Source organism: Taibaiella sp. KBW10 (assembly GCF_003852495.1).
Lineage (GTDB): Bacteria > Bacteroidota > Bacteroidia > Chitinophagales > Chitinophagaceae > Edaphocola.
The window spans coordinates 289,741-315,044 of record NZ_QAJI01000001.1 but is presented as its reverse complement, the minus strand read 5'-3'; the positions used below and the strand labels follow the sequence as shown (position 1 = coordinate 315,044).

Sequence of the window (25,304 nt, the reverse complement as noted above, 5' to 3'; positions counted from 1 at the left end):
AAAGTGTATCCTTTGAAGTGTGGATATACTTTGCCATAAGTAAATCGTGTTCGGTCTGCTCTGAATGAGACATATCGGATTGACCCTTAACCGGAAAATTATACATAAAATCTATGCTGCAATCCGAACAAGAAAAGTATAAAGCCCTTGAAGAAAAGGGTATCAAATTAGACGCATTTATTCGTCTTCTGGAAGAAGATAGAAAAATTGAAGCCATTAAGATGCTGATCGAATCGACCGGTATGGGCCTTAAAGAAGCGAAGGATTTTGTAGATCAGCTCACACAAAACGGAAGTACAGATCATACAGCCTCCTATCGGCAACGATCGTCTGAGTCTGTAAAGATGCAATCCAATAAAGGTAAAACCGTTATAACCTATACCAACACGGAAGGACAAGTGAAAATTGTCAATCCCGATAGCCCGGAATGGCCTGATGTCAGGCGGTTGATGGGGGATCATAAAATGCTGCAAAGCTATGAGGCGGCATATAGCAGGCAGGTCTCCGATGCGGAGACAACCGATATTGACAGGCTCCTGTTAGCGCAGGGTCCCAAGAGGTCGGTTTGGCCGCGTTATCTGGTGATGATCCTTATCCTACTGCTTTTCGCCTATTTCTTTTTTGTAAAATAAAAACAGATGATGATACCACAGGAAACCTACACATTTTTGCAGATCAAACCCTTCAGGGGCCTGGTTTTTACGGTTGTGTACCTCGTCGTGGCCATTTCCCTGCTGGCGATGGCCATGGGAGGCTTTGACCGGCTGGCCGCTTTTGTCCATAATTTTGGCAGCAATTTCGGTATTGGTTTACTCGGCGCTGTAGTGCTGTTGGTGCCGGCCTTCTTGCTCATCCGCTTGATCTATCCCAAGATCACGGTACGCCTGGATGGGGATAGCCTGTCCATAACAAAGCACCGTAAAGAAACCCAGGTGATCCGGTATGATGCGGTTTGGAAAATTACTTTGAATGTGCGCCAGCTGAATGTGCTGGAATTATGGGATCAGCAAGACCGGCTGCTAGGGCATTTTAAACCACTGAATAATTCGGAGGTACTGAGAAAAATGATCGATGCTATTACCGGATCGGCCCGATTTGTGAAAAGCAGACAGGAGAAACGGATATTCAAAAGTAGTTATGAAGCCCTGACCTATGTCCGTAGTCACTCCTGAGCCGCTACAGATACCCGAAAGGATATCCGGTAGGGTCATATAAGAAACATTTTTTAACTTTGCGTAATAATTACGCTTAGATTAAGATATGGAACTGATTCAGGATATAAAGATTGCGGTAGATGCAATAGTGTTCGGGTACAAACAAAACGAACTGCATGTACTGCTGGTGCAGCAGAAATACGGACGACTAAAAGACTCCTGGGCTTTAGTAGGGGGCTTTGTTAAAAACGGAGAGCCCTTGCAAGATGCCGTACACCGGGAATTGCTTGAAGAAACCGGAATCAAAGTCAATTATCTGGAGCAGCTCTATACTTTTGGCGATGATATCGATCGTGACCCGCGCTTCAGGGTCATCTCGGTGGCCTATTTTTCCCTCGTCAATTCTACGAAACTACAGCTGGTTGCCGATACTGATGCCGCCGCAGCAGAATGGTTTCCGATTAATAATGTGCCACAGCTTGCTTATGACCATAGTAAAATATTGAAACTCGCCTGTGAAAGGCTTAAAAGCAAACTGAAATACCAACCGATCGGTTTTGATCTTCTACCTAAAGAATTTATCTTCTCCGACCTGGAAAATCTCTATTGTGCCATATTGGAAAAAGAGATAGACCGCAGAAACTTTCGTAAAAAATTCCTTAGCTTCGGTTTGTTGGAAGAAACCGGTAAAACCATTGCACAGCCTGCGGGCCGCCCTGCACGCTCTTTTCGCTTTAACCGCCAGAAATATAAGACCCTTATTAAAGAAGGTTTCCACTTTGAAATTTAGTTAGTGTAAAAAATACACAAATATTTTTTGGTGATTTCGTTTTTATAAATAACTTTGCGTTATAATTACGCAAAATAAAAACGTCATGATCCTTAACTTAGATAGAAATTTCAGCCCGGTTGCCGGTACACCTATTGCTTTTGAATCATTCATCTTTTCGGGTGGCGAGCCACATATCCGCATACAAGCTGATTTTGACATAAGCGAACCGGTTATCATTACCCACCGTTTTAATACCTTCCAGGATATAGGCCTGCTCTGCCTGGCGGTAGATGCGTTGCGTCGTTTAGGCGTAGCGCAGATCAGTTTATTTATCCCATATTTTCCGGCTGCCCGGCAGGATCGCGTGATGGTGCCCGGAGAACCTTTGTCGGTAAAAGTAAATGCCGATATCATCAATAGTCTTGGTTTGCATCAGGTATGGGTTTATGATCCGCATTCCGAGGTCACTCCGGCTTTGCTGAATCGCGTGACTGTAATGACCAACCACAAATTTATCCGGAATGTAGCCGCTGCCATTGGTGGGGATCTCGTACTGATTTCACCTGATGGGGGGGCGCTTAAAAAAATATACAAAGTCGCAGAAGCTTTGGGAGGAGTACCCGTTATTGAATGTAGTAAAGTACGGGATGTGGCTACAGGGAAACTAAAATCTTTTAGTGTATATGCTGATGACCTTGCCGGTAAGACTTGCTTGTTGGTAGATGATATCTGTGATGGGGGTGGAACCTTTATCGGTTTGGCGGAAGCCCTGAAACAAAAGAATGCGGGATCGTTATACGTAGCGGTTAGTCATGGCATTTTCAGTAAAGGATTTGATGGTCTGAACCAGTGGTTTGAACGAATATACACGACCAATTCTATCCGGGATTGGGAAGAGCAGGAAGTTATGGTGGAAAAAATAACATTAGACTAATGAAAAATGCCGCTTTTTTAAACCCATTAAGTGGAGGCGGGCTTGGAGATCCTTATGTAATCGCACTTTAGGGGATTGCTGCCCTTGCATTATTCGCGTGCCATTGAGGCGATGAGGTCCTTAAGGAAGTGAAATGTCTTTTGCGTAACGATATTAAGTTTAAAAAAAATAAAATAACAGAGCATGAAATATACAATAGAGCAATTGATGCAGGCAGGACAAGCGCAGCAGTATTTGTACTTCTGGGGACACCGACCGGCTAAAGACGGAATCATTACCAAAAGCTGTTTTAGTCAATGGTGGCCTGCAACCTTTACGGTAGATGGGAAAAACTACGCCACAGCGGAGCATTGGATGATGGAGCAGAAAGCGCTGTTGTTTGGGGATGAAGCCATAGCGCTAGCAGTACTGGCAGCGAAAACGCCTGCCGAAGCAAAAAAATTAGGAAGGGAAGTGAAAAATTATGATGAGGCGATATGGCTGGCACATCGTTATGAGATTGTGGTGCATGGCAATTATCACAAGTTCAGCCAACATGCAGCCTTAAAGGAATTTCTGTGCAATACCAAAGACCGGGTGCTGGTAGAGGCCAGTCCTGTAGATGCCATCTGGGGCATTGGTATGGCAGAAGACCATCCCGAAATACTGCAGCCGAAACAGTGGCGCGGATTGAATCTTTTGGGATTTGCACTAATGGAAGTGCGGGATAAAATACAACAACAATGAAAACGCCTTTAAAAATATTATGAAATCCGCAATAGGCCACTATTTTGTTCGTCCTTTTATGGCAACAAAAGGACGAAAAATGCCTGTTTTCATCAAGGCGATTGCTGTGATGAAAACAATAAACAATCGGTACAGAACAGATCGCTTAAGACCGGCCTTATAAATCCGGCCTTAAGAAAATCGTTGGCTCGGTCGCTAAAGGCGCAAACCACTGTCTGAGCGCAGCTAGTTTGGTTTGCTACCGACCGACACAATGATTTTTAGCCAATGATTTATAGAGCCTTGATTTTTTGGCGGTACCTTTTGCATCAAGGCAAAAGGTAGCAACAGCTATAAATAGTAACCAAAATAATAATTAAGTCCTTGTTTCCGAAAAGCGGATACTCAATTAAAATATAATGAACGATAAACATAAAAAATCAGTAAGTAAATACCTGAGTTATCTGCTCCGGCATCATCCCGAAACGATAGGTTTGGAACTGGATGAAAATGGTTGGGTAGCGGTAGCCGAACTGATGCAGAAGAATACACATGCATTTTTGCAGTTTACGATGGAAGATCTTGAAGACATCGTAGCAACAAATGAGAAAAAACGATTTGCTTTTAATGAAGATCATACCCGAATCAGAGCCAGCCAAGGGCATTCTATTAGTATTGATATTGGCTTACAAGCACAGGATCCACCGGAATACCTCTATCATGGTACCGGCTCCAAATCGGTATCGGCTATCCGGGAACAGGGCATTGAGAAGAGAAGCCGGCATCATGTACATTTAAGTGTAGATCGCGCTACTGCCCTTGCTGTCGGGTCAAGACATGGCAGTCCGGAGGTATTGACGATTTGTGCGCAAAAAATGCAGGAAGACGGTGTCGTCTTTTATCTTTCAGAGAATGGCGTTTGGCTCACTGATTATGTCGCGATCCAGTATATTCTAAAATAAGTATTATGGAGAAGTATCCTTATAGTGATGACCTGTTTGTAATCCGGCATTTCCTGGATGAAGCCGACTGTGCTGCGCTCATCAGGAAAGCGGAAATGATCGGCTTTAAAGAAGCTGAGGTGGATTTTGGGAATGGCGTTCAACGGAAGTTCACCGGGATACGAAATAACGAGCGTATTATGTATGATGACCCTGGGCTGGCGGCAAAGCTCTGGGAAAAAGCCAAAGCATTTATCCCTGCATCTATAAACGGTGGCATGGCCAGGGGTTTTAATGAGATGTTCCGGTTTTATAAATACAGCGAGAGGCAGCGATTTAAACAGCACCGGGACGGCAGCTTTAAGCGAAATGAGCGGGAGCGTAGTTGTTTAACCTTCTTGATTTACCTGAATGAAGGTTTTGAAGGCGGCGCTACTATATTCGAAGACGGTACTGAGATTGCGCCGGTAACCGGCCAGGCCCTTGTCTTTCTTCATCCTTTAAAACACCAAGGAAGTATGGTTTCATCGGGTTGTAAATATGTATTAAGAACCGATGTGCTGTACCTGTTTCCTAATGAATGCGAACATATATGAACAGGACATTAGTTATAGGAGATATTCACGGAGGATTAAAAGCCTTACAACAAGTGCTGGAACGTGCCGGAGTAACTACTAAAGACACCCTGATTTTTTTGGGTGATTATGTGGACGGCTGGAGTGAATCGGCAGGGGTTATTGATTTCCTGATGTTACTGGAATCACAATACAAATGCATTTTTATCAAAGGAAATCATGATGTCTATGCGTACAATTGGCTGGCAGAAGGTAAAGCCACAGATAACTGGCTGAGACATGGAGGTGTAGCAACAATCAACAGCTATAAACAGGTACCGGAACAAGCGCTTATCACCCATATTGATTTTTATGAACGCCTGCGTAATTATTATGTAGATGTGCAGAACAGGTTGTTCATTCATGCCGGCTTTACCTCAATGCACGGGCCCGATCAGGAATTTCATCATTCCATGTATAATTGGGACAGGACGCTTTGGGAACTGGCGTTGACAATGGATAATCGTATAGAGCAGCATTCAGCGCTATACCTGAAAAGACTGCTCTTGTTTAAGGAGATTTATATTGGCCATACGCCGACTTTGAATTATAAACAAGGCACTCCGATGAATGGCTGTAATGTATGGAATATCGATACCGGCGCTGGTTTTACCGGTAGACTGAGTATAATGGATATCGATACAAAAACGTTTTGGCAAAGTGATCCCTTACCGGAATTATATCCTCAGGAAAAAGGCCGGAGCTAAAATAAATCTTTTAAAATATCCATAAAATTATACACGCTACAATAATAAATGTATATTTGTGTATAATTTACGCAAAATAGAAATCTTATGAATCCTTTACTCCTTACAGACGGCTACAAAGCAGATCACAGAAGACAATATCCCGAAGGAACCAGCTTGGTTTACTCCAACTGGACCCCGCGCAAAAGCAGAATGGATGGAATTGAAGAGATCATTTTTTTCGGGCTGCAGTATTTTATCAAAAAATATATTATCCAGGATTTTGATACTTTTTTCTTTAAACAACCCAAAGAGGAGGTAGTGGCAGCCTATGCAAGACGTATTAATTGCTATTTGGGCGAAAATCAGGTAGGTACAGCGCACATTGCTGCCTTGCATGACCTTGGTTATATCCCGATGGTGTTTAAAGCCTTGCCGGAAGGTGCAAAAGTGCCGCTGAGGGTGCCGATGTTTACGATGTACAATACGCGCCCGGAGTTTTTCTGGCTCACCAATTATTTTGAAACCCTGCTTTCTGCAGTCATATGGTTGCCCTGTACCTCTGCGACAATCGCCCTGCAATACCGGAAAATACTGGATCGCTATGCGGTAGAAACCGCTTCTGCACCGGGCTTCGTAGATTGGCAGGCACATGACTTCTCCATGAGGGGAATGGCAGGTATAGAAGCCGCCACAACCTCTGCGGCCGGTCATTTGCTGAGTTTTACCGGAACCGATACCATCCCTGCCATAGACTTCCTGGAGACCTATTACAATGCAGATGCAGAACGGGAGCTGATCGGTGGTTCAGTAGCCGCAACAGAGCATTCTGTGATGTGTATGGGTACGACAGAAGGGGAGTTAGCAACGTTCCGGAGACTGATCACTGCGGTTTACCCAAAAGGAATTGTTTCAATTGTATCCGATACCTGGGATCTCTGGAAAGTGCTGACCGATTATCTCCCCCGTTTAAAGAAAGAAATTACAGAACGGGACGGAAAGGTAGTGATCCGCCCGGACAGTGGCGATCCGGTAGCCATTATTTGCGGCGATCCCGAAGCGGCAACTGCAGTAGAGAGAAAAGGGGTTATCGAATTATTATGGGATGTATTCGGAGGGAGCATTAATGAGAAGGGATACAAAGAGCTGATCCCGCAGATCGGTGCCATTTATGGCGACAGTATTACCCTGGAAAGAGCGGAGCAGATTTGTGCAAGGCTTAAAACTAAAGGTTTTGCGTCTACCAATATTGTTTTGGGTATTGGCTCTTTTACTTATCAGTACAATACGAGGGATACCTTCGGTTTTGCGATGAAAGCGACGTATGGCGAGGTAAACGGGGAAGGAAGAGCTATCTATAAGGATCCGATAACCGATGATGGTACCAAAAAATCGGCCAAGGGTTTAATGAACATTTCCCTTAAAGAGGGTAGTTATACCCTAACCGATCAGGTAAGCTGGGAGGAGGAACAAAAAGGAGCACTTAAAGAAGTATTCCGGGATGGGAAGCTACTGATTGATCAAAGTCTTTCTGAGATCAGGAGTAGGCTGCGATAACAGAAAGACTTTTTTAATGCGCTAAATATTGTATTTTTAATATTGTGTGGGCACCATGAAAAGTACCCCCGACTTTGTTTGTGAAAATTAGATACTACATGAAAGCCCTGATTGTTTATTCCTTATATTGTTGTTTCCTGTTGGTTATGGGAGCGACAGGCTATGCAAAAGCATCAGCCGCACCGCACGTTAAAGATGCACGCCGGGATAAGAAAATTACCTACAGAGGCAGTCGTGAGCTTTCCGTTGCCTGGGACGATTATCAGGGCTATACACTATTGCTGCTACATCGCGAACAGCAAGAAGATTCTGTCATTGTTTCCGGCAAGGTAAATACTGCCTTTACCTGCAGAAGAGGAGGTAAAGTAAGCAGCGAAGTCATGAAATACATGGAACAGGATATAGTGTATACAGATAGCATTGACCTATCGGGGCCAAGCCGGAAACAAAGATATTATTATTCCTTTATGTATTCCAGCGATAAAGTGTACCTGCGCCAAAATACACAAAACGGTAGCAAGCTGTACTACGCCATAGGCGGCACTGATTCGGTACGTATAGATTATTATCTGAAAGATGGTCCGGTACACACTTATACCACATTCAACAACCGCGGCGATTCTACATTAAAGATATACACACAGAGCGGAACACTCGAGGCCTTTTCTTTTGATACGTTGATCAAAAAGCTGACGATCCACTGTACAAAGATGTACCATGCTAATGGCCGTATAAAGAGCCTTTGCTACTATTACCGTGATAAGCCCTGCCTTACCTGGTCGTTTTATTCAGAAAAAGGCAGCCTGCTTAAAAAGCAGCAACATGCCTCCTATGCTACTTTATTAAAAGAATCGGGCGAAGGCTTCGGTCTGTTGCCACCGCCTGTTGAGGTCTTTCGTTCTGTAGAACAGGGGCCAGAGTTTCCTAAAGGATATGATGCTTTTGTGACGGAAATACGTTCCGTGCTGCGCGATGTGGTCTACAATTTGCAATATGACCTGAACGGGACCTATAACATAGTTTATAAAATTACGAGGGAAGGTGGAACTGAACTGATTAATATAGAAGGACAATTCAACCAAGTGTTGATGCCCATGTATAAAGAACGTCTGGCTCGTTTGCCGTTGTGGCGGCCGGGAAAGCTTAACGGTAGGCCTGTGGAAATTACAAATAGTATGCGCATAAGTGTGGAATAGTTTCCTTTTGTCTTTTGGAAGTGCAGTAAGGACTTCAGCGCATTATACTGATTCCTCCTTAGGTTGGAATGACAAAATGAGGTGCTCGCATTTCCCTGTCTTCCGGGCGTATTGAGTAATAAAAAACATAAAGAGAAGAGGGTGCTAACCTTTATACCAAACAGTAAGGTTCATTCGTTTTTTAAGCAACAGAAAAGCATTCATGCAGAGAAGAAAATTTATTAAAGGTGCTTTGGGCCTGGCAGGCGTGACTATGCTCACCGGATTATACGCCTGGCAAATCGAACCCAAATGGATGGAGTTTGTTCATGTAAAAATGCCGGTAAAAAACCTGCCGGAACAGCTGATTGGAAAAACATTAATGCAGATCAGTGATATGCATATTGGTAATCGCTTCGACTGGCAGTATATTATCGATTCCTTTAAAGCGGCACAAGCCTATAAACCGGACTTTGCAGTGTATACGGGTGATTTTGTGAGTTGGGAAAATGAAACACAACTGGAGCAATTGGAAACCGTAATGCAACATATCGTTACCGGTACTTTGGGTACTGTAGGTATTTTGGGTAATCATGATTATGGCCGTGCCTGGAAAGAGCTTCCGGTAGCGGATCGCGTCTCCGATGTACTCCGGCAAAGTGGTATGCTTTTGTTACGTAACCAGCAAGTTTTACTGCATGGGCTTACAATCATTGGACTGGATGACTATTGGAGTCCTTGTTTTCATCCGGAACGGGTAATGCCCGCATACGATGCCCAAAAGGCAACCATTGTACTGTGTCATAATCCGGATGCCTGTGATGAACAAATCTGGAATGGCTATCAAGGTTGGATTCTTGCCGGGCATACTCATGGTGGGCAATGTAAGCCTCCTTTTTTACCGCCGCCGGTTATCCCGGTGCAAAATAAAAAGTATACAGCCGGTTTGATCGATCTGGAAGACGGCCGAACCTTATACATTAACCGTGCCTTAGGCCATTCCTTTCAGGTGCGCTTTAATGTACGGCCGGAAATTACCCTGTTTACCTTACGCAAAGCATAAAATCCATAAGATGACGCGACCTGGAAATTTACTCCTGATTATTTTATTACTCTTCAATAGCCCGATTGTATTTGCACAAATGATTGACCGGACAACTTATTGCGGAAGGGATACCTATGAAGTCAATAACCAAAACAGTTTAAAGCATTTGGGAGATACCACATTTGTTCCGTACCAGGTGGTTTCCTGTCGTAAGGTGGGTCGTTTGGGCCTGAGATTAGAGGTAGGATACCTGCACCAGCAATATCAAGGCAGCACCAAAAACTGGTTAGGAACCCGTAGTGAAGGCCTCGGTGGTGGTGCTGCAATTGTATATAATCATTGGAACATAGGGGTGAAATTCAGAACAGCAACGACGATTAATCGGCAAACGATGACTATCGGAGACCGGCTTGTGGAAAAAGACACTACCGTCAATATGAACCATATTGATTATTTTGTCGGCTATGGATTCAATATACCGGGCAATTTTTCGGTAGAACCGTTTATTGCTTTAGGGCTTAATGAAACGCTTGCCTTACACTACGATGCTTCCAAACCGGGAACAGTGAGCCATAATCTGGGTAAATTAAGCAGTTTCGTGAGTGGCATAACCATCAATAAGTATTTCCGGGTTGAGAGCGATAATCATTTTTTGGCGCTATTTGCCACTGTAGAATACAACCATGCTCATTATAAAAAATTAAACAGTTATCTGAGTACCGGCAATACGGCGTTTAATGTCGGTATTGCCTATAAAATATTTGGTATCAACAGCCACTATCGAAGACTGTAACAAGTTAGAAAAGCATCTACTTCAGAAAGGGATAATCTTTATATTTGAATCCTGATTGAAAATAAAAAAAATAAGATGATATGTTTACGATAGATGCTATTGAAAAAGCACATGAAAAAGTACGTTCCGGAGCTGATTTTCCCGGCTACATTCAAGAAATTAAGGCTATGGGAGTTATCGGCTTTGAAACTTTTGTAGCAGATAGCCACACCCGTTATTACGGTGCCCCGCATTTTGAACGAACCTCTTCACCCCAATACGAGGCACTGACGATCGCCTCGGAAAGCAATAAAGAACAATTTGTACAATACCTTAAGACGCACCAGCAGGGACAGACAGACTACAATACGTTCTGCAGGCATTGCGCAGAGACAGGCATTGAGAAATGGATAGTATCGCTCGATGCCATGACCTGTATTTATTATGACCTTCAGGGTAGGGAAATACTCGTTGAGACCATTCCCGGCTAAGTACTCTTAATTTGTTTTATATACAAGAAGGGCCGCAATATGCGGCCCTTCTTGTATATAAATAGTAAAGTGTTATTTTGATTTTTCCCTTCTGGCCAGCAGGCTCACAAAGAAACCAACGATCATAATGATGATACCCAGCCATAAAAGCCAGATCATCGGGAAGACCAGAGCCTTCATAACGATATAATCATCTTGTTGGGCTCTTTGTTTAATGCCCAAGGTAACCGTTTCTGTTTCCGGATTGATTTTATCTACTTTTATAAAAGTACCCAAGGCACTTAAAGAGTCATAAACAGTGCCTGATTGGCTACCCCTGATGTAGAATACCGGTTGAATATTACCAATACTACCGTTCACATCAAAACCCTTAAGATTTACACCCACCGGTACATCACCGGCTTCTTTTTTGTAATTCTTATTCGTGATGGTCGGGTTAAATCCTTCAAAAACAAAATAACCGTTACTGACAAATACACTATCACCCTTCTTAATTTCCAGAGGATGATAAGCACTCGTGTCCGTTTTGTCTTTAGGATTTGGCGCAGAGGTAATGTAGACAAAGATATCTTTGTTCCAATAATGGCGTGCATCAGGATTAGAACTCATTCCATCCTGCCCTTTAGCATTTATGAAAGCGTCGGGGTAGAGGTTAAAGGATTCAATAGTTTCCCCGGTTTTCTTATCCGTTTTGTCAAAGCGTAACCTGAAATAGGTAATCGGCGGATCATTCTTGTTGTCTGTACTGTCTCCCAGATAGCGCACCATATATTCACCCATTGGCACGGCTGTATTCCGGTAGATCATTACATTGTTACGGCTTTCCTGAGCATTCTCTTCAAAGGTTTCCTTGCCAAAGTTCATCACTTTGCCACTGATATCTTTAGAGATTACCTCTTTTTTATAAGCGGAAAATAAGATACCCAAAAGCATCATACCGAAACCGATATGGGTAATCGACCCACCGGCTTTTTTTAGATTGCCTTTTTGTGCGGTAATTAAGTAAAAAGTGTTGGCCAGCAGTGCATATAAAGACACACATAAGAAGACCATATACTGCAGATGCGCAATTTTTTGCCAGTTGATAATCCACACACTTAAGGCCAGAGAAGCCAGCAGTATAATGCTGTTAATCTTCCAGAAAGGTTTCAGGTTGCCCGATTTTTTATACTTCAGGTATTGTGTTGCTGCGGTCAACATGGCCACGATAATGGCAAACCACACCTGGATATTATTGTAATAAGCTTCCCTGTTCGTTGGCGGCGCAACATCGCTGCCAAAAATACTTTTGTATAAAGGTGCCCAAACCGGAAGCGAGGTGGCAAAAATGATCTGCATAGAGCTGATAAGGAGTACGATAGACCCAATCAGCATCCAAAACTCACGACTGCTGGTTTCCTCTTCACCGGCAATACGCGGCATTTTACGCCATTGTTTCGCCAATAAGATAATACCCCAAAGCAGTAGCAAAATAATGGCGATCAGTAAATGCCATTTCATGGAAGCCCCTTCGCCGGTAAAAGCATGTACCGAGGTATCGCCCAAAATGCCCGTACGGGTCAGGAAGGTCGAATACCAGATCAAAATATATTGCAGGATAAAGAATACCAGCGTGATCTTTAAAGAGCGCCCTGTACTTTTATAAATAATCAGGGTATGGATTGCCGAAATAACGATCAACCAAGGTACTAGAGAAGCATTCTCTACAGGATCCCATGCCCAATAACCACCGAAAGTCAAACTCTCGTAGGCCCAGGCACCACCCATCATAATACCGGTTCCTAAAATAGCCCCCGTAGCCAATGTCCAGCGTAAAGCGGGATTGACCCAGGTTTTATACTCGCCTTTCCATAAAGCCGCAATGGCATATGCAAAAGGAAATAAGGTTAAGGCAAAACCCAGGAAAAGTATCGGCGGGTGAATCACCATCCAATAGTTCTGTAATAAAGGATTTAAGCCACTACCATCTTTAATAAATTCGAGATAATTGGCTTGTTGGAAGATGGGTGCACCTTGCATCTCATTACGCAATAAAGTAAAGGCAGAGGCACCTATTTTAGTGTCTCCAAAATAAATACCCAACTGAAGCGTGCATAAGATCGCTTGTACAAATAAGACCACTACCATCACACGGCTTTCCCATTGGCGGCCTTTGGCAATTACGAAAAAGCCCAATATTGCATGCCAGAAAGTCCATAGCAGGAAACTACCTTCGGAACCTTCCCAGAAACAGGCCAGCAGGTATTTGGCTTTAAGCCCAGTGGAACTGTGTTTCCAGGCATAATGGTACTCAAATAAATGGCTTTGGATAATATAAAATAAGGTAACGAAAATACCGATGATGGCAAAAGCATGTAAGACAAAACCAAGGCGGGATAGTTTGAGCCAGCTCAGGCTCAGGTCAGGTTTGGTAGTTTCGAATTTAGCTACTTGCAGATAACTAAATAAAGAGAATAGGGACGCAATAAATGAAAAAACTAACAAGAATTGCCCGATCTGACCAGGCAATAAATGCTCTCCAGTAAATGTTTGTTCCAAAACGAATGGTTGTATAGTAAGAGAAAAAGGTTAGGCTTGTTTTTTATCGGCCACTACGATTTGATCATTTTCGTATTTGGACGGACATTTCATCTGTATTTTTTCACAGTGAAATTCATTGTCTTTTACAAAACCTGTCATCACTAATTGTTCCGATCTTTCAAAATCCTGCGGTTTTGTGCCATTAAAGACCACACGCAAAGGAGCTCCTTTTTGATCTTTAGCATAGAATATAAAGCGATTGGCATCTGCTTTTGGATTGTATTCCATGTCTTTACTTTTGTCTAAAGTGCCCATAACCACAAAGGTATTGCCGGGCTTCTCTGCGGCGGATGCGAACGTCTCGTAGGTACTGAAACTGCCAAAAGAAGAAACAATCACTCCGATGGCAACCGCAATCAATACTAAAACAATAATGCTTGACTTTTTCATTATAAAACCTGAGTTAATAAATTTCTGCAAAATTAACTCAATTCAGGTAGTCTTTAGCATTTTCTATTGATTTCTGCTCCGCTTGATTTTACATGACAATATTATGACAAATGGCTGCTTAAGTTATTGTTTTTGTATGTTAAACGCCTCTTTTGCCTTGCCGACTTTAAGGTCATTGAAGCTGAAATCTGCTCCTAAGAGCTCTTTAAGTTCTGTTAAAGTTTTATAGGGATGTGCTGCGATTATCTCCATAACGATATTTAATTTCTTTTCCGGGATAAGTTTTGAGGCATCCAGGCTGCCGGCGGCTACAGCATCTGCAAGGTGGGCAAATATTGTATTGACACTCATATTGCGGGTTTCTGCGATTTTCTCGATCGACATACCCTGGCCAAATAATTCCAGGCTAATGATCTTAGACTGTCCTTTTTCTGGTTTAGGCTCCTTGTCGGCCTGTTTGTCTTCCGCTTCGCTGAGCACGATCGGTACCGGGGCAAACATTTTATTGACTTCTTGCATCACCATATGCATATCGATCCGGGCAGATAAGCCCATAGCGACTGCTGCCGCTTGTTCTATCTGTATTTTTTTGCGTTCTAAGCCCTGCAGTTGTTCCTTTACTTCTCCGATATATTTTTTGGTCTTCTGCTTAATCCTATAGGTTTCGATATGGTTTTGGATTTCTGTATTGACTTGTGTCAGTATATTCAGGTACCAGGAAGAGCCGGCCTGTACCCGCTCATTTAAGGTATTGTATTTTTCGGGGTCACTTTGGTTGAGAATAGAAAGGATCAGCGGCTCAAATTTCTTGCCCGTTTGCTCCATAGCTTTGATCTGTTCCAAACTTTGTACGGCAAAGGCAGAGGCGGCTTCTTTTTCAGGGATCGATCTTTTGAGCATATCTTTGGTAAAGTCCAGCCACAAATCATATACTTCTGCAAAGTCGAATGCCTGTGCAATGGCTTGTTCCGCAAAAATCTGCTGGCTCATCAGTAGCTGGTTTTCCAGCGCCTGCTCCGAACTTTCATTTTTCGCAAAGTCAATAATTCTGGGGTCAGTATTGATACTGGCCGGGGTGATTTTCGATTTTAAGACCAATCCATCCAGCTTCGTCAGCCGGCTGAGCGCCACATATACCTGTCCTGCAGCAAAAGATTGGCCGGCATCCACGATTGCCTTTTCAAAAGTAAGCCCCTGGCTTTTGTGGATGGTTACAGCCCAGGCTAAACGCACCGGGTATTGGGTATAGGTTCCCAATTCTAATTCTTTGATCTCATCATTATCTTTATCGAAATCATATTTTATATTTTTCCAGGTCTCAGCTTCCAGCACGAGCGGATCGGGCTCACTGGCAAACCGCACGGTGATCTGTTTTTCTATAGGGTTTATCGCTTCGATCGTGCCAATCTTACCATTGTAATAGCGCCTGCTTTCCCCTTTGTCATTCTTGATGAACATGATCTGGGCACCCGTTTTGAGCACCAGTTGCTCCTCTACAGGATAGGCATTCGGTGGAAACTCTCCACTTATTTTCGCTTCAAAAACCACCGGCTCGGACATTAATTGTTCCAAAGCATTCTGATTGATCTCATCTGCTTTGTAATTATGCGTTGTCAGGGTAATATATTCAGAATGCGCATCCGGAATAAAATACGGATCATAATGTTCATTCAGGATTTCTAAGTCTTCTTCATTACAAGTATTGTTCCGTACATTATTCAATATCTTGATAAACATATCGTCGCGCTGACGATATATTTTCTTTAGTTCGATATAGACCGGTTCTGCTTCCTGCATCACTTGTGCATCGAAAAAGAAGGGTGAGTTATACACTTCTTTTAATTGTTCCCAATCCTCATCTTTCACTACCGGAGGCAGTTGAAACATATCTCCGATAAAGATCATCTGTACGCCGCCAAAAGGCGTATTGGGTTTGTAGCGCACCATTCTGAGCAAAGCATCAATGGCGTCCAGCGTATCGGCGCGCACCATCGAGATTTCATCGATTATCAGGGTGTCCAACCCTTTGATCACATCTCTTTTAATACTGTTCAGCTTTGCTTTGGCAAATAACTGGTGCTTATTGTAGACATTGGCATAAGCACCGCCCCAAACCGTTTTGGTAGTGGGGATGTACGTACCGAAAGGCAGGTTGAAAAAGGAGTGAATGGTAGTGCCACCCGCATTGATGGCTGCCACGCCCGTTGGCGCGATGACGGCCATGCGTTTATGGCTATGGGATTTGATGTGCCGCAGAAACGTTGTTTTACCCGTTCCTGCCTTCCCGGTTAAGAAAATCGGTTGGTTGGTCTGGTTCACAAACGATACGGCCTTCTCAAAAATACTATTTACCTCCATCATGTATATGTAGCTTGTCTGTCGATACGAAAAAAGATGTCAGTGTACCTTTAATTGTACCCTGACATCTAAACTGATTTTAATACTGAAAATGTTATTGTCCGGCGTCTTTACTCACCGCTCCTCTGAACAGCAGAATGTCTTTGTCAAAAAGATAGATACCACCTTTGTCATCACCGACCAATTCCAATTTATCGTTCAGGGTACGTGCCAAAGCTTCTTCTTCCAGTTGCTCGGTTACATACCATTGTAAGAAATTATGCGTAGAGAAATCTCTTTCCTGTAGGGCAAGGCCAACCAGGTCATTAATGCTTTCCGATACGGCTATTTCGTGTTTCAGGAAATCCTCAAATACCCTTTGTAATGATTGGAAGGTAATGTTAGGCTGGTCCAAATGCGGTACGATTGCAAAACCGCCACGTTCATTGATAAAACGGATCAGTTTCAACATGTGTACCCGCTCTTCATCGCTTTGCTGATAGAAAAAATTGGTGACACCATCTAAGCCCGGTTGGATCTCTGCCCAGCTGGCCATGGCTAAATATGCTTGAGAAGAAGCTGCTTCCATAGCAACTTGCTTGTTAAGTGCGTCTTGTATTACTTGTGATAACATAAGTTTCTTTGTTTTTTGTTTCCTACAAAATTACAGCATTTCTAATCGTAAAAATGTTTAAAAATGGTCAAAATGTAATTTACTTTATTTTTAAGGTTTTGAGGACTTTTTCCAACCGCTTAGTTTTTGGAGGCCAATCCGAAATCTCCGGTAGCCTGGCAGTAATGATTGCCGAAAGCTGTTGCGCATCCTCCTTTTCAATCGCTTTTGCCGCTGTTTCTGCATAACTGGGCAATTGGTTGAGCGGGCTTTTCAGGACCTCATCCAGCAGTAGGGGTATACAAGTTTCTTTATAATTGCTGAAGGCAGACAAATAGGCTAGTATTTTTACATAATGATCTCTGGCAATTACGGATTCACCATCCGCGACTTCCGCTAGTAAACCCAATTGTTCAAAAACCGTTTCAGGCGCGAGCTGTACCGTCATACTGATCAGTATCGTAACACCCCATTTAAGTTTGGGCTTATCAGACCGGAGTAGTTCAAATAGCTCGGGGTAGTGGGCCACGATGATTTCAGGTTCGGACAGGGCTACGGCTTCCAGCTGTTTGATCGCTTCGATTTTTAGGGAAAAGCTTTTTTGTTTTAAATCGTTGAATAATTCCTGATGTGTTTTCATAGCTATCAGTCAAAGGTTTGATGGAAAAGTTGTTTATAATATTCGTTTAGTTTCTGAATCAGGTCAAAATGCGCCCGCTTTTTGCGTTGGCTAACAGCCGATTGTTTGATTTGCAGCCAATCAGCGATCTCTTGTTGGTTTTTTTCCGGGAAGACGATGCAGAGTTCGGCCATCTCCGCTTCGGCCATCGACCAGCTGTTCATATTAATCAGGGCAAACTCCAGTAAGAGGTTCAGTTGCCGGTCAAAGGGTTCAGAAGGGGAGCTTAAAGTAAATAGAGCTTGTTTGGGAATAGGATCTTCCGTTTCCCAGTGGGTTTGGCTATAAATGTTTCCCGTACTTGTTCTCAGGGTTTTACCCTCGGTGTCTTCTGTACCGATGGTGACAGAGAGTGATATATCCAGCAAAGGGATTTGCCTGAAAATAGCCTTGATACAAAATGCAATCCACAAGGCTTCTGCCGGATTGCGCACCTTTAATAAAAAAGCATTTCCGCCAAATATCTCCCAGGTTACCGGGGCCGCGCCAAAACTATTAAAGTATTGTTTTAGCTTGAACAGCCATGTATTCGGGTTTACCTGCCAGGCATGTACGATTTTACCACTGATGATTGCGATCACAAAATGAAAATAGACTTATTTCGGTTAAAAGTAACAGAAATTCTTTTGCGGAATGGGATTTTTGAAATATCTTTATAGATTACCCTCATTCTTCCCCTTTTTTATTGCTTTTTTAAAAGAAATATATGTACCTTCGCACTCGATTTTCATAAAAAATTGAAGCAATGCAATCATCAGTAAAAATCTTTTCGGGTACAGTATCTAATTATCTGGCTCTGGCAATAGCAAAAGCAGCGGGAAAGAAACTTAGCGAAGTAAGTATTCAAAAGTTCAGTGATGGCGAGTTTCAGCCTGTATTCAAAGAGTCTGTACGTGGAGACCATGTTTTTTTAGTACAATCTACCTGTGCGCCTACGGACAACTTAATGGAACTGTTGATGATGATCGATGCAGCACGCCGTGCTTCTGCCGGTTACATTACTGCGGTGATTCCTTATTATGGGTTTGCCAGACAGGATCGTAAAGACAGACCACGTGTGTCTATCGCATCTAAGCTTATTGCTAACCTGCTTACTGAAGCAGGAGCGGATCGTGTAATGACTATGGACCTGCACGCACCGCAAATTCAAGGATTTTTTGATATTCCGGTAGATCACTTAGATAGCTCTGCAATCTTTATCCCTTATATCGAAAACCTGAAGTTAGAAAACTTTATCTTTGCGGCGCCTGATGTAGGCAGTACCAATCGCGTAAGAGAGGTAGCCAGCTATTTCGGTGCAGAAATGGTTATTTGTGATAAATACCGTAAGAAGGCCAATGAAGTAGGTTCTATGACGGTAATCGGAGATGTGAAAGGAAAGAACGTGATTCTTATAGATGATATCTGCGATACAGCAGGTACTTTATGTAAGGCGGCCAGCATCCTGATGGAGAAAGGGGCTTTAAGTGTTCGCGCCTTCTGTACGCATCCTGTATTAAGCGGTAAGGCTTATGAAAATGTAGAAAATTCTGTTTTAGAGAAATTGGTCGTTTGTGATACAATGCCCTTGAAACAGCAATCAGATAAAATTGAAGTCTTAACTACAGCACAATTATTTGCAGTAGCGATCAAAAATACTTTTGAAAACAAATCCATTACAAGTTTGTTTTCGCATAAACCAAAATTGGTTTAAACGATTTTAAACAAGGTGTTTAACAACAAAATCTGGTAAAGCCTGAGGGCAAAAAACTAAATTTTATTTTAAAAATCACGATTCAATTTTAAGCGTTCACCAGAATATCGTTTACCGTTGAAAAGTACAATTAAACAAATTATGAATACAGTTGTTATCGAAGGACAATTGAGAACAGACTCAGGTAAAAAAGCAGCACGCGATTTACGCAGTCAAGGAAACGTATTATGTGTCATCTATGGCGGTAAAGAAGAAGTTCACTTCTATGCTCCTGCTTTGGCTTTCCGTTCATTGGTGTACACACCGGCATTTCAGATTGCTGAATTGAAAGTTGATGGTAAAAGCTATAAAGCGATTTTGAAAGACATCCAGTTTGATGTTGTAACAGATCGTTTGAACCACATCGATTTCTTGGAATTAGTAGAAGATAAAAAAGTAATTGCCAACTTACCTTTCGTATTTGAAGGACAACCTGTAGGGGTAAAAGAAGGTGGACGTTTACAATTACGTTTGAAAAAAGTAAAAGTACGTACACTTCCTAAATTTTTAGCAGAAGGAATCAAAGTAGACTTAACAAACCTTGAGTTGAATGGTAATTTACGTGTTGAAGATATTAAGGCAGACAATATGGAGATTATGATGTCTGGTCGTCAACCGGTAGCTTCTGTAGTAATGACCCGTGCATTGCGTCAGGCAGAAACCGAAGCGGCAAAAACAGGTAAAAAATAATTATTTCAGATTAATGAAATCAGAAAGGCACCGAATCCGGTGCCTTTTTTTCATGAGAGATTCTCTATGTAACCCTCTGCGCGTCTGTTCAATATAGAAAAGTATTGAATAAGTTAAAAATCATCAAAAAAATATATACTTTTAGGGGTATATATTGTACCATGAAGAAGTTGTTTTTTTCGCTCACTCTTTTACTTATTAGTATTGTAGCGTATTGCCAACCCGTGTGTAACGGGTACTGGGGGCAATACCTAGTTAATCAAACTTTCGGAACCGGCAATGCCACTGATACTTGGTATGGCCCTCTGGCCACTTATGCACCCGGTGCCAGTACTTCTACTACCTTTGTCGGGGTTGCGGGCCCGCCCGGAGGAAGCCTAAGTGATGGGTATTCTGGTTTGGCTAAGAATCCCAATGTAAGCGGACAAGGTGCCAACTGGATCAGTAAAACCGATCATACCGGTAATACAAACGGGCTGATGCTCCTGGTTAATGCACCATCAACGGCGGCGACTGTTTTTTTTGAATATACCATGAACGATCTGTGTCCTAATACGACATTGAAGCTTTCTGTATGGGTACTGAATGTAAACTCCGGGCTGGTATTAACCAGCACCTGTGGCGCCAGTACACAATATCCCAATATTACACTCAGGGTAGTAGATCCGGTGACCAATGCTATCATCAGTACTTCTAATACCGGTAATGTGCCTTTGGATAGCGCCTGGCATGAATATTCTATTGTGTTCAGTAATGCGGCCAATCCTTCTGTAAAACTGCAACTGATCAATAATTCTGTCGGTTCGGGATGTGGTAATGATCTCGCGCTTGACGATATTACAGTGCAGCCCTGTGTGCCTATATCGCAAGTATTGCCCAAGCTGGATACCCTTACCTGTTCTAATACGAATGTAAACATGCACGCCAATGTGATTAACAGTCCCTATAATCCAGCGGAATACCAGTGGCAATATAGTAATGACGGTGGGGTGACCTGGATCAATGCCGGAGCGGCCTCTCCAAGCCCGAATTATACTTTTAGTACCAATGGTATGGCTTTGGGTCAATACCTGATCCGTTACCTGACGGGTGGTACCGGTACTACCGCTAATTCAAATTGTATCGGGATCAGTGATACCTCAAAAATATATATTGATTCCATACCCAAGGTCTTCTTGTATGAGACCATCTGCTCTGGCACTACATTCGATTTCTACGGCAGGATACTGAATACTACCGGTATCTATGATACGATTATTGCGGCAACGGGCAGAACCTGTGATACACTGGTAACACTTGACCTTACGGTAGCACAGAGCCCCGGGCAGATCCTGATGCACGATACGATCATCGCCTGCCAGTATGATACCGTAGCGCTGGAATCGAATACGCTGCCCTATAGCAATAACTATACCTACAACTGGTATCCGGCGACTAATCTGAACAGTACTACAGATCCCAATGTATGGTTTGTAGCCGATTTGAGCCGGAGCTATGTACTTACGGTAACCAATACGGTGAATAATGTATCCTGTAACCTCTCCGATACGGTAAATGTCATTGTCAATCCCGGAGATTTCCTGCAGGTACCTATTATCGATTCGGGTATCTGTCCCGGCGATACCATACAGCTGTCTGCCAGTGGTGCCAGCACTTATCATTGGTCCCCGGAATTATACTTAAGCGATGCGCATATTGCCAATCCAGTGGCCAGGACTGAAGTCAGCACTGTATATACCCTGATTGGCACCAGCAATAAAGGTTGTACCGATACACAGGTAGTCGATATTACAGTCCATCCTGCTGCTGTACTGGAACTGCCGGATTTTGTAAACCTCTATCCCGGTGAAACTTATTATATGCAACCGGGTACGAATGCTACTTATTTTCAGTGGTTCCCTAACTCGGGTCTGAGTAATAATCTGATTAGTAATCCTATGGTAAAACCAGAGGTGGATACCCGTTATTTTGTAACCGCCCGTACCGAATATGGTTGTTCTGTTACTGATTCCGTCGATTTTCTGGTGAAAGAGACCGTACTGGATATGCCTAATGCATTTAATCCAAACAATGCTCAATTTAAGGTCAGTATTAGGGGCCTGGCGGCACTGGAAACATTTGCAGTGTATAATCGCTGGGGACAGAAGGTATTTGAGACTAGCGATATCTATCGCGGCTGGGATGGTACTTTCAAGGGTACGGCACAAGCCGCCGGTGTATATGTGTACCAGATCATGGCTATTACGCATGAAGGTAAGCGATTCTCCAAAACCGGGAATGTGACCCTGGTCAGATAGGCTAAGCTCATGTAAAAGGATCGTCATTAATTATAAAATCAGGACAGCTTGAGTGTTTGCTCAAGCTGTTTTTTTATGTACTTTTTGTCTTTTAAGGATAACTTTTAGAGTAATAAAGGCGGGCTGGACAATAAAGTTTTGACTCATTTGCGTGCTTGTAAGGTACATGTTATATTGCTGTTTATCATTAATTTAAGTATAATATTGGCGGTTTATCTGCTTCTTGTTTTAGGGTGCTTTGAAAGAAGAAAAAATATTTTTTTTGGAAATGTAAAATTTATCACATTATCTTTGCATCAGTTCTTTAAAACGATTACTTATTCAGAAAGGTAGAGGGATATGGCCCGACGACACCTTGACAACCTGCTTCGCGAAAGTGAAGTAAGGTGCCAACTCCAACTTGCAGGAATGCAAGAACGATAAGTTCAGAAACAACAAGCCAACGATATAACGTACGATATTGAAAAGCTCTTCTGACTATCAGGGGAGCTTTTTTTATTAAAGCGAACCTGTGAGTACACTGCATAAGTGATTTAATTTTTTTTAAACTTAAAAAATAAATCACAATGGGTATTAACACCACAAAAATCATTCATTCTCTTCCCGTCGATCCTTTAACCGGCTCTATCTCGGTGCCTATTTATCAAACGGCTACTTTTGTGCAGGACGCGCCTGGTGTGCATAAAGGTTATGACTATGCCCGTTCTAACAACCCGACCCGTGCTGCATTGGAAAGCTTAGTGGCTACCTTGGAAGGCGGCACCCATGCTTATGCGTTCGCAACAGGTCTTGCGGCTATTGATGCCGTACTTAAATTGCTGACCGCTGGGGATGAGATCATTGCAGTAGATGATATTTACGGAGGGGCCTATCGCTTGTTTACGCATGTGTATGCAAAATTCGGAATCAAGGTGCATTATGTAGATACTACCGATGCCGAAAATGTAATTGAACTGATCAATGAAAAAACAAGGTTTATCTGGTTGGAATCTCCTACCAATCCTACACTAAAGGTCTCGGATATTCAAAGAATTGCCGATATCGCTAAGCCTTTTAATGCTTTAGTTGTGGTGGACAATACCTTTGCCTCTCCTGTTGCACAACAACCCTTTACTCTGGGTGCGGATATCATTATCCACAGTGGTACCAAATATTTAGGTGGTCATTCTGACCTGGTGGCAGGGCTGGTGGTCGTCAACGATAATGAATTGGCTGAAAAAGTAAAATTCATTCAAAATGCTTCCGGGGGCATCTTAGGCCCTAATGATTGCTGGCTCTTGATCAGAGGTATTGAAACCCTGACATTAAGGGTACAGCGCCAATGCGAAACCGCACAAAAAGTAGCCGAATTCTTAGCCGAAAATGAAGCGGTGGATAAGGTATATTATCCGGGCTTGGCCTCACATAAAAACCACGAAATCGCAAAAGTACAGCAGAATGGTTTGTATGGCGGTGTCATCTCTTTTACCTTAAAAGAAGATACAGAAGCAGCGGCCAATGTTTTGGTTACGAACACACAGTATTTCAAACTGGCAGAAAGTTTGGGTGGCGTTAAAAGCCTGATCTGTTCTCCGCCACAGATGACCCATAAATCTATCCCGCGTGAAAAGCGTTTACAGTCAGGTGTGGTCGATTCTTTAATTCGGATCAGCTGTGGTATTGAAGATGCCGAAGACTTGATCGATGACCTGAAAACTGCGATAGACCAGGTTGTTGCGGCTACTGCAACTAATTTAGTAGGGCAGGGTGCTGTATAAGGCACTAGTCCTGCAGCAGTAGGTCTACCCCCAATATATGAATGCGTCGTTCTGAATGATGACATTCTTTTTCAATCATAAAATTTATTTGAATAGATCATGAGTAATCCAAAATTAACCATAGGACTCTTTGGCTTTGGCGTCGTCGGAGAGGGGATATATAAAGTGTTGCAGGATACCAAATCACTGAATGCCACGGTAAAAAAGATTTGTATCAAGCATATTGATAAAGTGCGTAATGCACCTGCGGAGCTGTTTACTACGGAAGCCGATGAGCTGCTGGCCGATGAAGAGATCAATGTAATCGTGGAATTGATTGATGATGCGGAAGCCGCCTATCATATTGTAACGAAAGCATTAAAGCAAAAAAAATCGGTAGTTTCTGCTAATAAAAAATTATTAGCCAATCATTTGGAAGAATTGGTGGCCCTGCGGGACGAACACGGGGTTTCTTTATTATACGAAGCAGCGGTCTGTGGTAGTGTGCCTATCATTAGGAATTTAGAAGAGTATTATGATAATGATCTTTTGTCTTCTGTCTCCGGTATTATTAATGGCTCTACCAATTATATTCTTACCAAGATGAAAGAAGAGCAGCTCTCTTATGAGCTTGCGTTGCAACAGGCTCAGGAGTTAGGCTTCGCGGAAAGTGACCCTACTTTAGATGTGGAGGGTATTGATGCGGTGAATAAATTGACAATTATCCTGAAGCATGCTTATGGGATTAATGAGATTCCGGAAGATATTTTATATAATGGCATCACTCATATCAACGAGCGGGACATTCAATTTGCCAATGAGAAAGGTTATCAGATCAAACTGGTAGCGCAATCGGTGCAGGTAGACCAGGGTAAGGTTGCAGCCTTTGTGTTACCCACTTTTGTAGCAAAGGATAGCCAACTATATAATGTACGTAATGAGTTTAACGGGGTATTGATCGGTAGTAAACTGGCAGATGAGCAGTTCCTATATGGTAAAGGTGCGGGTCGTTATCCGACTTCCTCTGCCGTATTGAGTGATATTGCGGCCTTACGTTATGAGTACAGATATGAGTATAAGAAATCGGAACTGGGTATTGCAAATGTGTTAACTAACGAGATTTTTCTAAAAGTATATGTCAGTTTTGAATCCTGGGATACGATAGATAAAGAGGAGTTTGCAGAAATTGAGCAGGTCTTTAAAAGCAATACCCGCAATTATATAGTGGGTATTATTAACCTGGATGTATTACACAATGCAGAATGGTTTTATGATAAGAGTATTTCGGTAATCGCGATTGGTGAAGAAGTATTGTACAACCCTGAATTGGTATGGGATCAATCGGCTTCTGTACTCGAAAAGCTATAGGTTGAGGATACCACAGATACCTTATCAAAAGCAAAA

Annotated in this window: 25 protein-coding genes and 1 riboswitch; of the genes, 19 read left to right on the top strand and 6 right to left on the bottom strand. The window is 42.7% G+C overall.

The features are described from left to right. The first annotated feature begins 113 nt into the window (after positions 1-113). The 14 genes from DBR32_RS01330 to DBR32_RS01270 all read left to right on the top strand — a co-directional run bounded on the left by DBR32_RS01330 (position 114) and on the right by DBR32_RS01270 (position 10,846). Positions 114-632 carry a ribosomal protein L7/L12 gene (locus DBR32_RS01330; protein WP_124634485.1) on the top strand — a complete coding sequence of 173 codons (519 nt, stop codon included), beginning with the start codon at positions 114-116 and terminating at the stop codon, positions 630-632. Positions 633-638: 6 nt separating this feature from the next. Then, entirely contained in the window at positions 639-1,172 is a 534-nt protein-coding gene (locus DBR32_RS01325) for a hypothetical protein (protein ID WP_124634484.1), read from the top strand. A gap of 88 nt (positions 1,173-1,260) precedes the next feature. Further along, on the top strand, positions 1,261-1,944 hold the full coding sequence (locus tag DBR32_RS01320) for an NUDIX domain-containing protein (protein WP_124634483.1): 684 nt from the start codon (positions 1,261-1,263) through the stop codon (positions 1,942-1,944). Positions 1,945-2,029: 85 nt separating this feature from the next. Then, positions 2,030-2,860, top strand: a complete 831-nt coding sequence (prs, locus tag DBR32_RS01315; RefSeq protein WP_124634482.1) for a ribose-phosphate diphosphokinase — start codon at positions 2,030-2,032, stop codon at positions 2,858-2,860. Between the two features lie 183 nt (positions 2,861-3,043). Further along, the gene (locus DBR32_RS01310; protein WP_124634481.1) at positions 3,044-3,586 is read left to right on the top strand and encodes an NADAR family protein; all 543 of its coding nucleotides are present in this window, start codon (positions 3,044-3,046) and stop codon (positions 3,584-3,586) included. Positions 3,587-3,605: 19 nt separating this feature from the next. Continuing rightward, complete coding sequence (locus DBR32_RS15515) at positions 3,606-3,749, top strand: hypothetical protein (protein WP_158605871.1); 144 nt, start codon at positions 3,606-3,608, stop codon at positions 3,747-3,749. Between the two features lie 235 nt (positions 3,750-3,984). Beyond that, positions 3,985-4,527 (top strand): RNA 2'-phosphotransferase, encoded by a 543-nt coding sequence (locus DBR32_RS01305; RefSeq protein WP_124634480.1) that lies wholly within the window; start codon positions 3,985-3,987, stop codon positions 4,525-4,527. 5 nt (positions 4,528-4,532) lie between these two features. Then, entirely contained in the window at positions 4,533-5,102 is a 570-nt protein-coding gene (locus tag DBR32_RS01300; RefSeq protein ID WP_124634479.1) for a 2OG-Fe(II) oxygenase, read from the top strand. After that, entirely contained in the window at positions 5,099-5,827 is a 729-nt protein-coding gene (locus tag DBR32_RS01295; RefSeq protein WP_124634478.1) for a metallophosphoesterase family protein, read from the top strand. Before DBR32_RS01300 ends, DBR32_RS01295 begins: the two co-directional genes overlap by 4 nt. Before the next feature lie 87 nt (positions 5,828-5,914). After that, positions 5,915-7,363 (top strand): nicotinate phosphoribosyltransferase, encoded by a 1,449-nt coding sequence (locus DBR32_RS01290; RefSeq protein WP_124634477.1) that lies wholly within the window; start codon positions 5,915-5,917, stop codon positions 7,361-7,363. Between the two features lie 98 nt (positions 7,364-7,461). Continuing rightward, complete coding sequence (locus DBR32_RS01285) at positions 7,462-8,559, top strand: hypothetical protein (protein WP_124634476.1); 1,098 nt, start codon at positions 7,462-7,464, stop codon at positions 8,557-8,559. 202 nt (positions 8,560-8,761) lie between these two features. Then, positions 8,762-9,601 (top strand): metallophosphoesterase, encoded by an 840-nt coding sequence (locus DBR32_RS01280; protein ID WP_124634475.1) that lies wholly within the window; start codon positions 8,762-8,764, stop codon positions 9,599-9,601. A gap of 10 nt (positions 9,602-9,611) precedes the next feature. Further along, positions 9,612-10,376 carry a hypothetical protein gene (locus DBR32_RS01275; protein WP_124634474.1) on the top strand — a complete coding sequence of 255 codons (765 nt, stop codon included), beginning with the start codon at positions 9,612-9,614 and terminating at the stop codon, positions 10,374-10,376. A gap of 80 nt (positions 10,377-10,456) precedes the next feature. Continuing rightward, positions 10,457-10,846 (top strand): DUF1398 domain-containing protein, encoded by a 390-nt coding sequence (locus tag DBR32_RS01270; RefSeq protein WP_124634473.1) that lies wholly within the window; start codon positions 10,457-10,459, stop codon positions 10,844-10,846. A gap of 72 nt (positions 10,847-10,918) precedes the next feature. Here the strand turns inward: DBR32_RS01270 and ccsA are convergent, their stop codons facing one another. The 6 genes from ccsA to DBR32_RS01240 form a co-directional block, all read right to left on the bottom strand. Further along, complete coding sequence (gene ccsA, locus DBR32_RS01265; RefSeq protein WP_124634472.1) at positions 10,919-13,384, bottom strand: cytochrome c biogenesis protein CcsA; 2,466 nt, start codon at positions 13,382-13,384, stop codon at positions 10,919-10,921. 30 nt (positions 13,385-13,414) lie between these two features. Next, positions 13,415-13,816, bottom strand: a complete 402-nt coding sequence (locus DBR32_RS01260; RefSeq protein WP_124634471.1) for a cytochrome c maturation protein CcmE — start codon at positions 13,814-13,816, stop codon at positions 13,415-13,417. A gap of 123 nt (positions 13,817-13,939) precedes the next feature. Continuing rightward, a complete protein-coding gene (locus DBR32_RS01255) occupies positions 13,940-16,177 on the bottom strand; it encodes a helix-turn-helix domain-containing protein (protein ID WP_124634470.1) in 2,238 nt (745 codons plus the stop codon). Positions 16,178-16,268: 91 nt separating this feature from the next. Continuing rightward, a complete protein-coding gene (locus tag DBR32_RS01250; protein ID WP_124634469.1) occupies positions 16,269-16,787 on the bottom strand; it encodes a ferritin in 519 nt (172 codons plus the stop codon). Positions 16,788-16,866: 79 nt separating this feature from the next. After that, a complete protein-coding gene (locus DBR32_RS01245; protein ID WP_124634468.1) occupies positions 16,867-17,406 on the bottom strand; it encodes a hypothetical protein in 540 nt (179 codons plus the stop codon). A 5-nt stretch (positions 17,407-17,411) separates the two neighbouring features. After that, on the bottom strand, positions 17,412-18,026 hold the full coding sequence (locus tag DBR32_RS01240; protein WP_124634467.1) for a hypothetical protein: 615 nt from the start codon (positions 18,024-18,026) through the stop codon (positions 17,412-17,414). A 164-nt stretch (positions 18,027-18,190) separates the two neighbouring features. Between DBR32_RS01240 and DBR32_RS01235 the strand changes: the two genes are divergently transcribed. The 5 genes from DBR32_RS01235 (at position 18,191) to DBR32_RS01215 (ending at position 25,268) form a co-directional block, all read left to right on the top strand. Then, entirely contained in the window at positions 18,191-19,138 is a 948-nt protein-coding gene (locus tag DBR32_RS01235; protein WP_124634466.1) for a ribose-phosphate pyrophosphokinase, read from the top strand. 141 nt (positions 19,139-19,279) lie between these two features. After that, positions 19,280-19,867, top strand: a complete 588-nt coding sequence (locus tag DBR32_RS01230) for a 50S ribosomal protein L25 (RefSeq protein ID WP_124634465.1) — start codon at positions 19,280-19,282, stop codon at positions 19,865-19,867. A gap of 161 nt (positions 19,868-20,028) precedes the next feature. Continuing rightward, positions 20,029-22,164 (top strand): gliding motility-associated C-terminal domain-containing protein, encoded by a 2,136-nt coding sequence (locus tag DBR32_RS01225; RefSeq protein ID WP_124634464.1) that lies wholly within the window; start codon positions 20,029-20,031, stop codon positions 22,162-22,164. Between the two features lie 314 nt (positions 22,165-22,478). After that, positions 22,479-22,590: riboswitch (SAM riboswitch) on the top strand. 140 nt (positions 22,591-22,730) lie between these two features. Beyond that, a complete protein-coding gene (locus tag DBR32_RS01220; RefSeq protein WP_199724283.1) occupies positions 22,731-23,921 on the top strand; it encodes a PLP-dependent aspartate aminotransferase family protein in 1,191 nt (396 codons plus the stop codon). A gap of 99 nt (positions 23,922-24,020) precedes the next feature. Continuing rightward, on the top strand, positions 24,021-25,268 hold the full coding sequence (locus DBR32_RS01215) for a homoserine dehydrogenase (RefSeq protein ID WP_233559629.1): 1,248 nt from the start codon (positions 24,021-24,023) through the stop codon (positions 25,266-25,268). The last annotated feature ends 36 nt before the right edge of the window (positions 25,269-25,304 follow it).

Bases quoted from the DNA above. Each gene is read 5' to 3' on its own strand.
- DBR32_RS15515 (WP_158605871.1), top strand. From the start codon at position 3,606: ATGAAATCCGCAATAGGCCACTATTTTGTTCGTCCTTTTATGGCAACA.
- prs (WP_124634482.1), top strand. From the start codon at position 2,030: ATGATCCTTAACTTAGATAGAAATTTCAGCCCGGTTGCCGGTACACCT.
- DBR32_RS01250 (WP_124634469.1), bottom strand. From the start codon at position 16,787: ATGTTATCACAAGTAATACAAGACGCACTTAACAAGCAAGTTGCTATG.
- DBR32_RS01330 (WP_124634485.1), top strand. From the start codon at position 114: ATGCTGCAATCCGAACAAGAAAAGTATAAAGCCCTTGAAGAAAAGGGT.
- DBR32_RS01260 (WP_124634471.1), bottom strand. From the start codon at position 13,816: ATGAAAAAGTCAAGCATTATTGTTTTAGTATTGATTGCGGTTGCCATC.
- DBR32_RS01245 (WP_124634468.1), bottom strand. From the start codon at position 17,406: ATGAAAACACATCAGGAATTATTCAACGATTTAAAACAAAAAAGCTTT.
- DBR32_RS01275 (WP_124634474.1), top strand. From the start codon at position 9,612: ATGACGCGACCTGGAAATTTACTCCTGATTATTTTATTACTCTTCAAT.
- DBR32_RS01300 (WP_124634479.1), top strand. From the start codon at position 4,533: ATGGAGAAGTATCCTTATAGTGATGACCTGTTTGTAATCCGGCATTTC.
- DBR32_RS01235 (WP_124634466.1), top strand. From the start codon at position 18,191: ATGCAATCATCAGTAAAAATCTTTTCGGGTACAGTATCTAATTATCTG.
- DBR32_RS01230 (WP_124634465.1), top strand. From the start codon at position 19,280: ATGAATACAGTTGTTATCGAAGGACAATTGAGAACAGACTCAGGTAAA.
- DBR32_RS01290 (WP_124634477.1), top strand. From the start codon at position 5,915: ATGAATCCTTTACTCCTTACAGACGGCTACAAAGCAGATCACAGAAGA.
- DBR32_RS01310 (WP_124634481.1), top strand. From the start codon at position 3,044: ATGAAATATACAATAGAGCAATTGATGCAGGCAGGACAAGCGCAGCAG.
- DBR32_RS01225 (WP_124634464.1), top strand. From the start codon at position 20,029: ATGAAGAAGTTGTTTTTTTCGCTCACTCTTTTACTTATTAGTATTGTA.
- DBR32_RS01215 (WP_233559629.1), top strand. From the start codon at position 24,021: ATGAGTAATCCAAAATTAACCATAGGACTCTTTGGCTTTGGCGTCGTC.
- DBR32_RS01280 (WP_124634475.1), top strand. From the start codon at position 8,762: ATGCAGAGAAGAAAATTTATTAAAGGTGCTTTGGGCCTGGCAGGCGTG.
- DBR32_RS01325 (WP_124634484.1), top strand. From the start codon at position 639: ATGATGATACCACAGGAAACCTACACATTTTTGCAGATCAAACCCTTC.
- DBR32_RS01295 (WP_124634478.1), top strand. From the start codon at position 5,099: ATGAACAGGACATTAGTTATAGGAGATATTCACGGAGGATTAAAAGCC.
- DBR32_RS01270 (WP_124634473.1), top strand. From the start codon at position 10,457: ATGTTTACGATAGATGCTATTGAAAAAGCACATGAAAAAGTACGTTCC.
- DBR32_RS01255 (WP_124634470.1), bottom strand. From the start codon at position 16,177: ATGATGGAGGTAAATAGTATTTTTGAGAAGGCCGTATCGTTTGTGAAC.
- DBR32_RS01320 (WP_124634483.1), top strand. From the start codon at position 1,261: ATGGAACTGATTCAGGATATAAAGATTGCGGTAGATGCAATAGTGTTC.
- DBR32_RS01285 (WP_124634476.1), top strand. From the start codon at position 7,462: ATGAAAGCCCTGATTGTTTATTCCTTATATTGTTGTTTCCTGTTGGTT.
- DBR32_RS01220 (WP_199724283.1), top strand. From the start codon at position 22,731: ATGGGTATTAACACCACAAAAATCATTCATTCTCTTCCCGTCGATCCT.
- DBR32_RS01305 (WP_124634480.1), top strand. From the start codon at position 3,985: ATGAACGATAAACATAAAAAATCAGTAAGTAAATACCTGAGTTATCTG.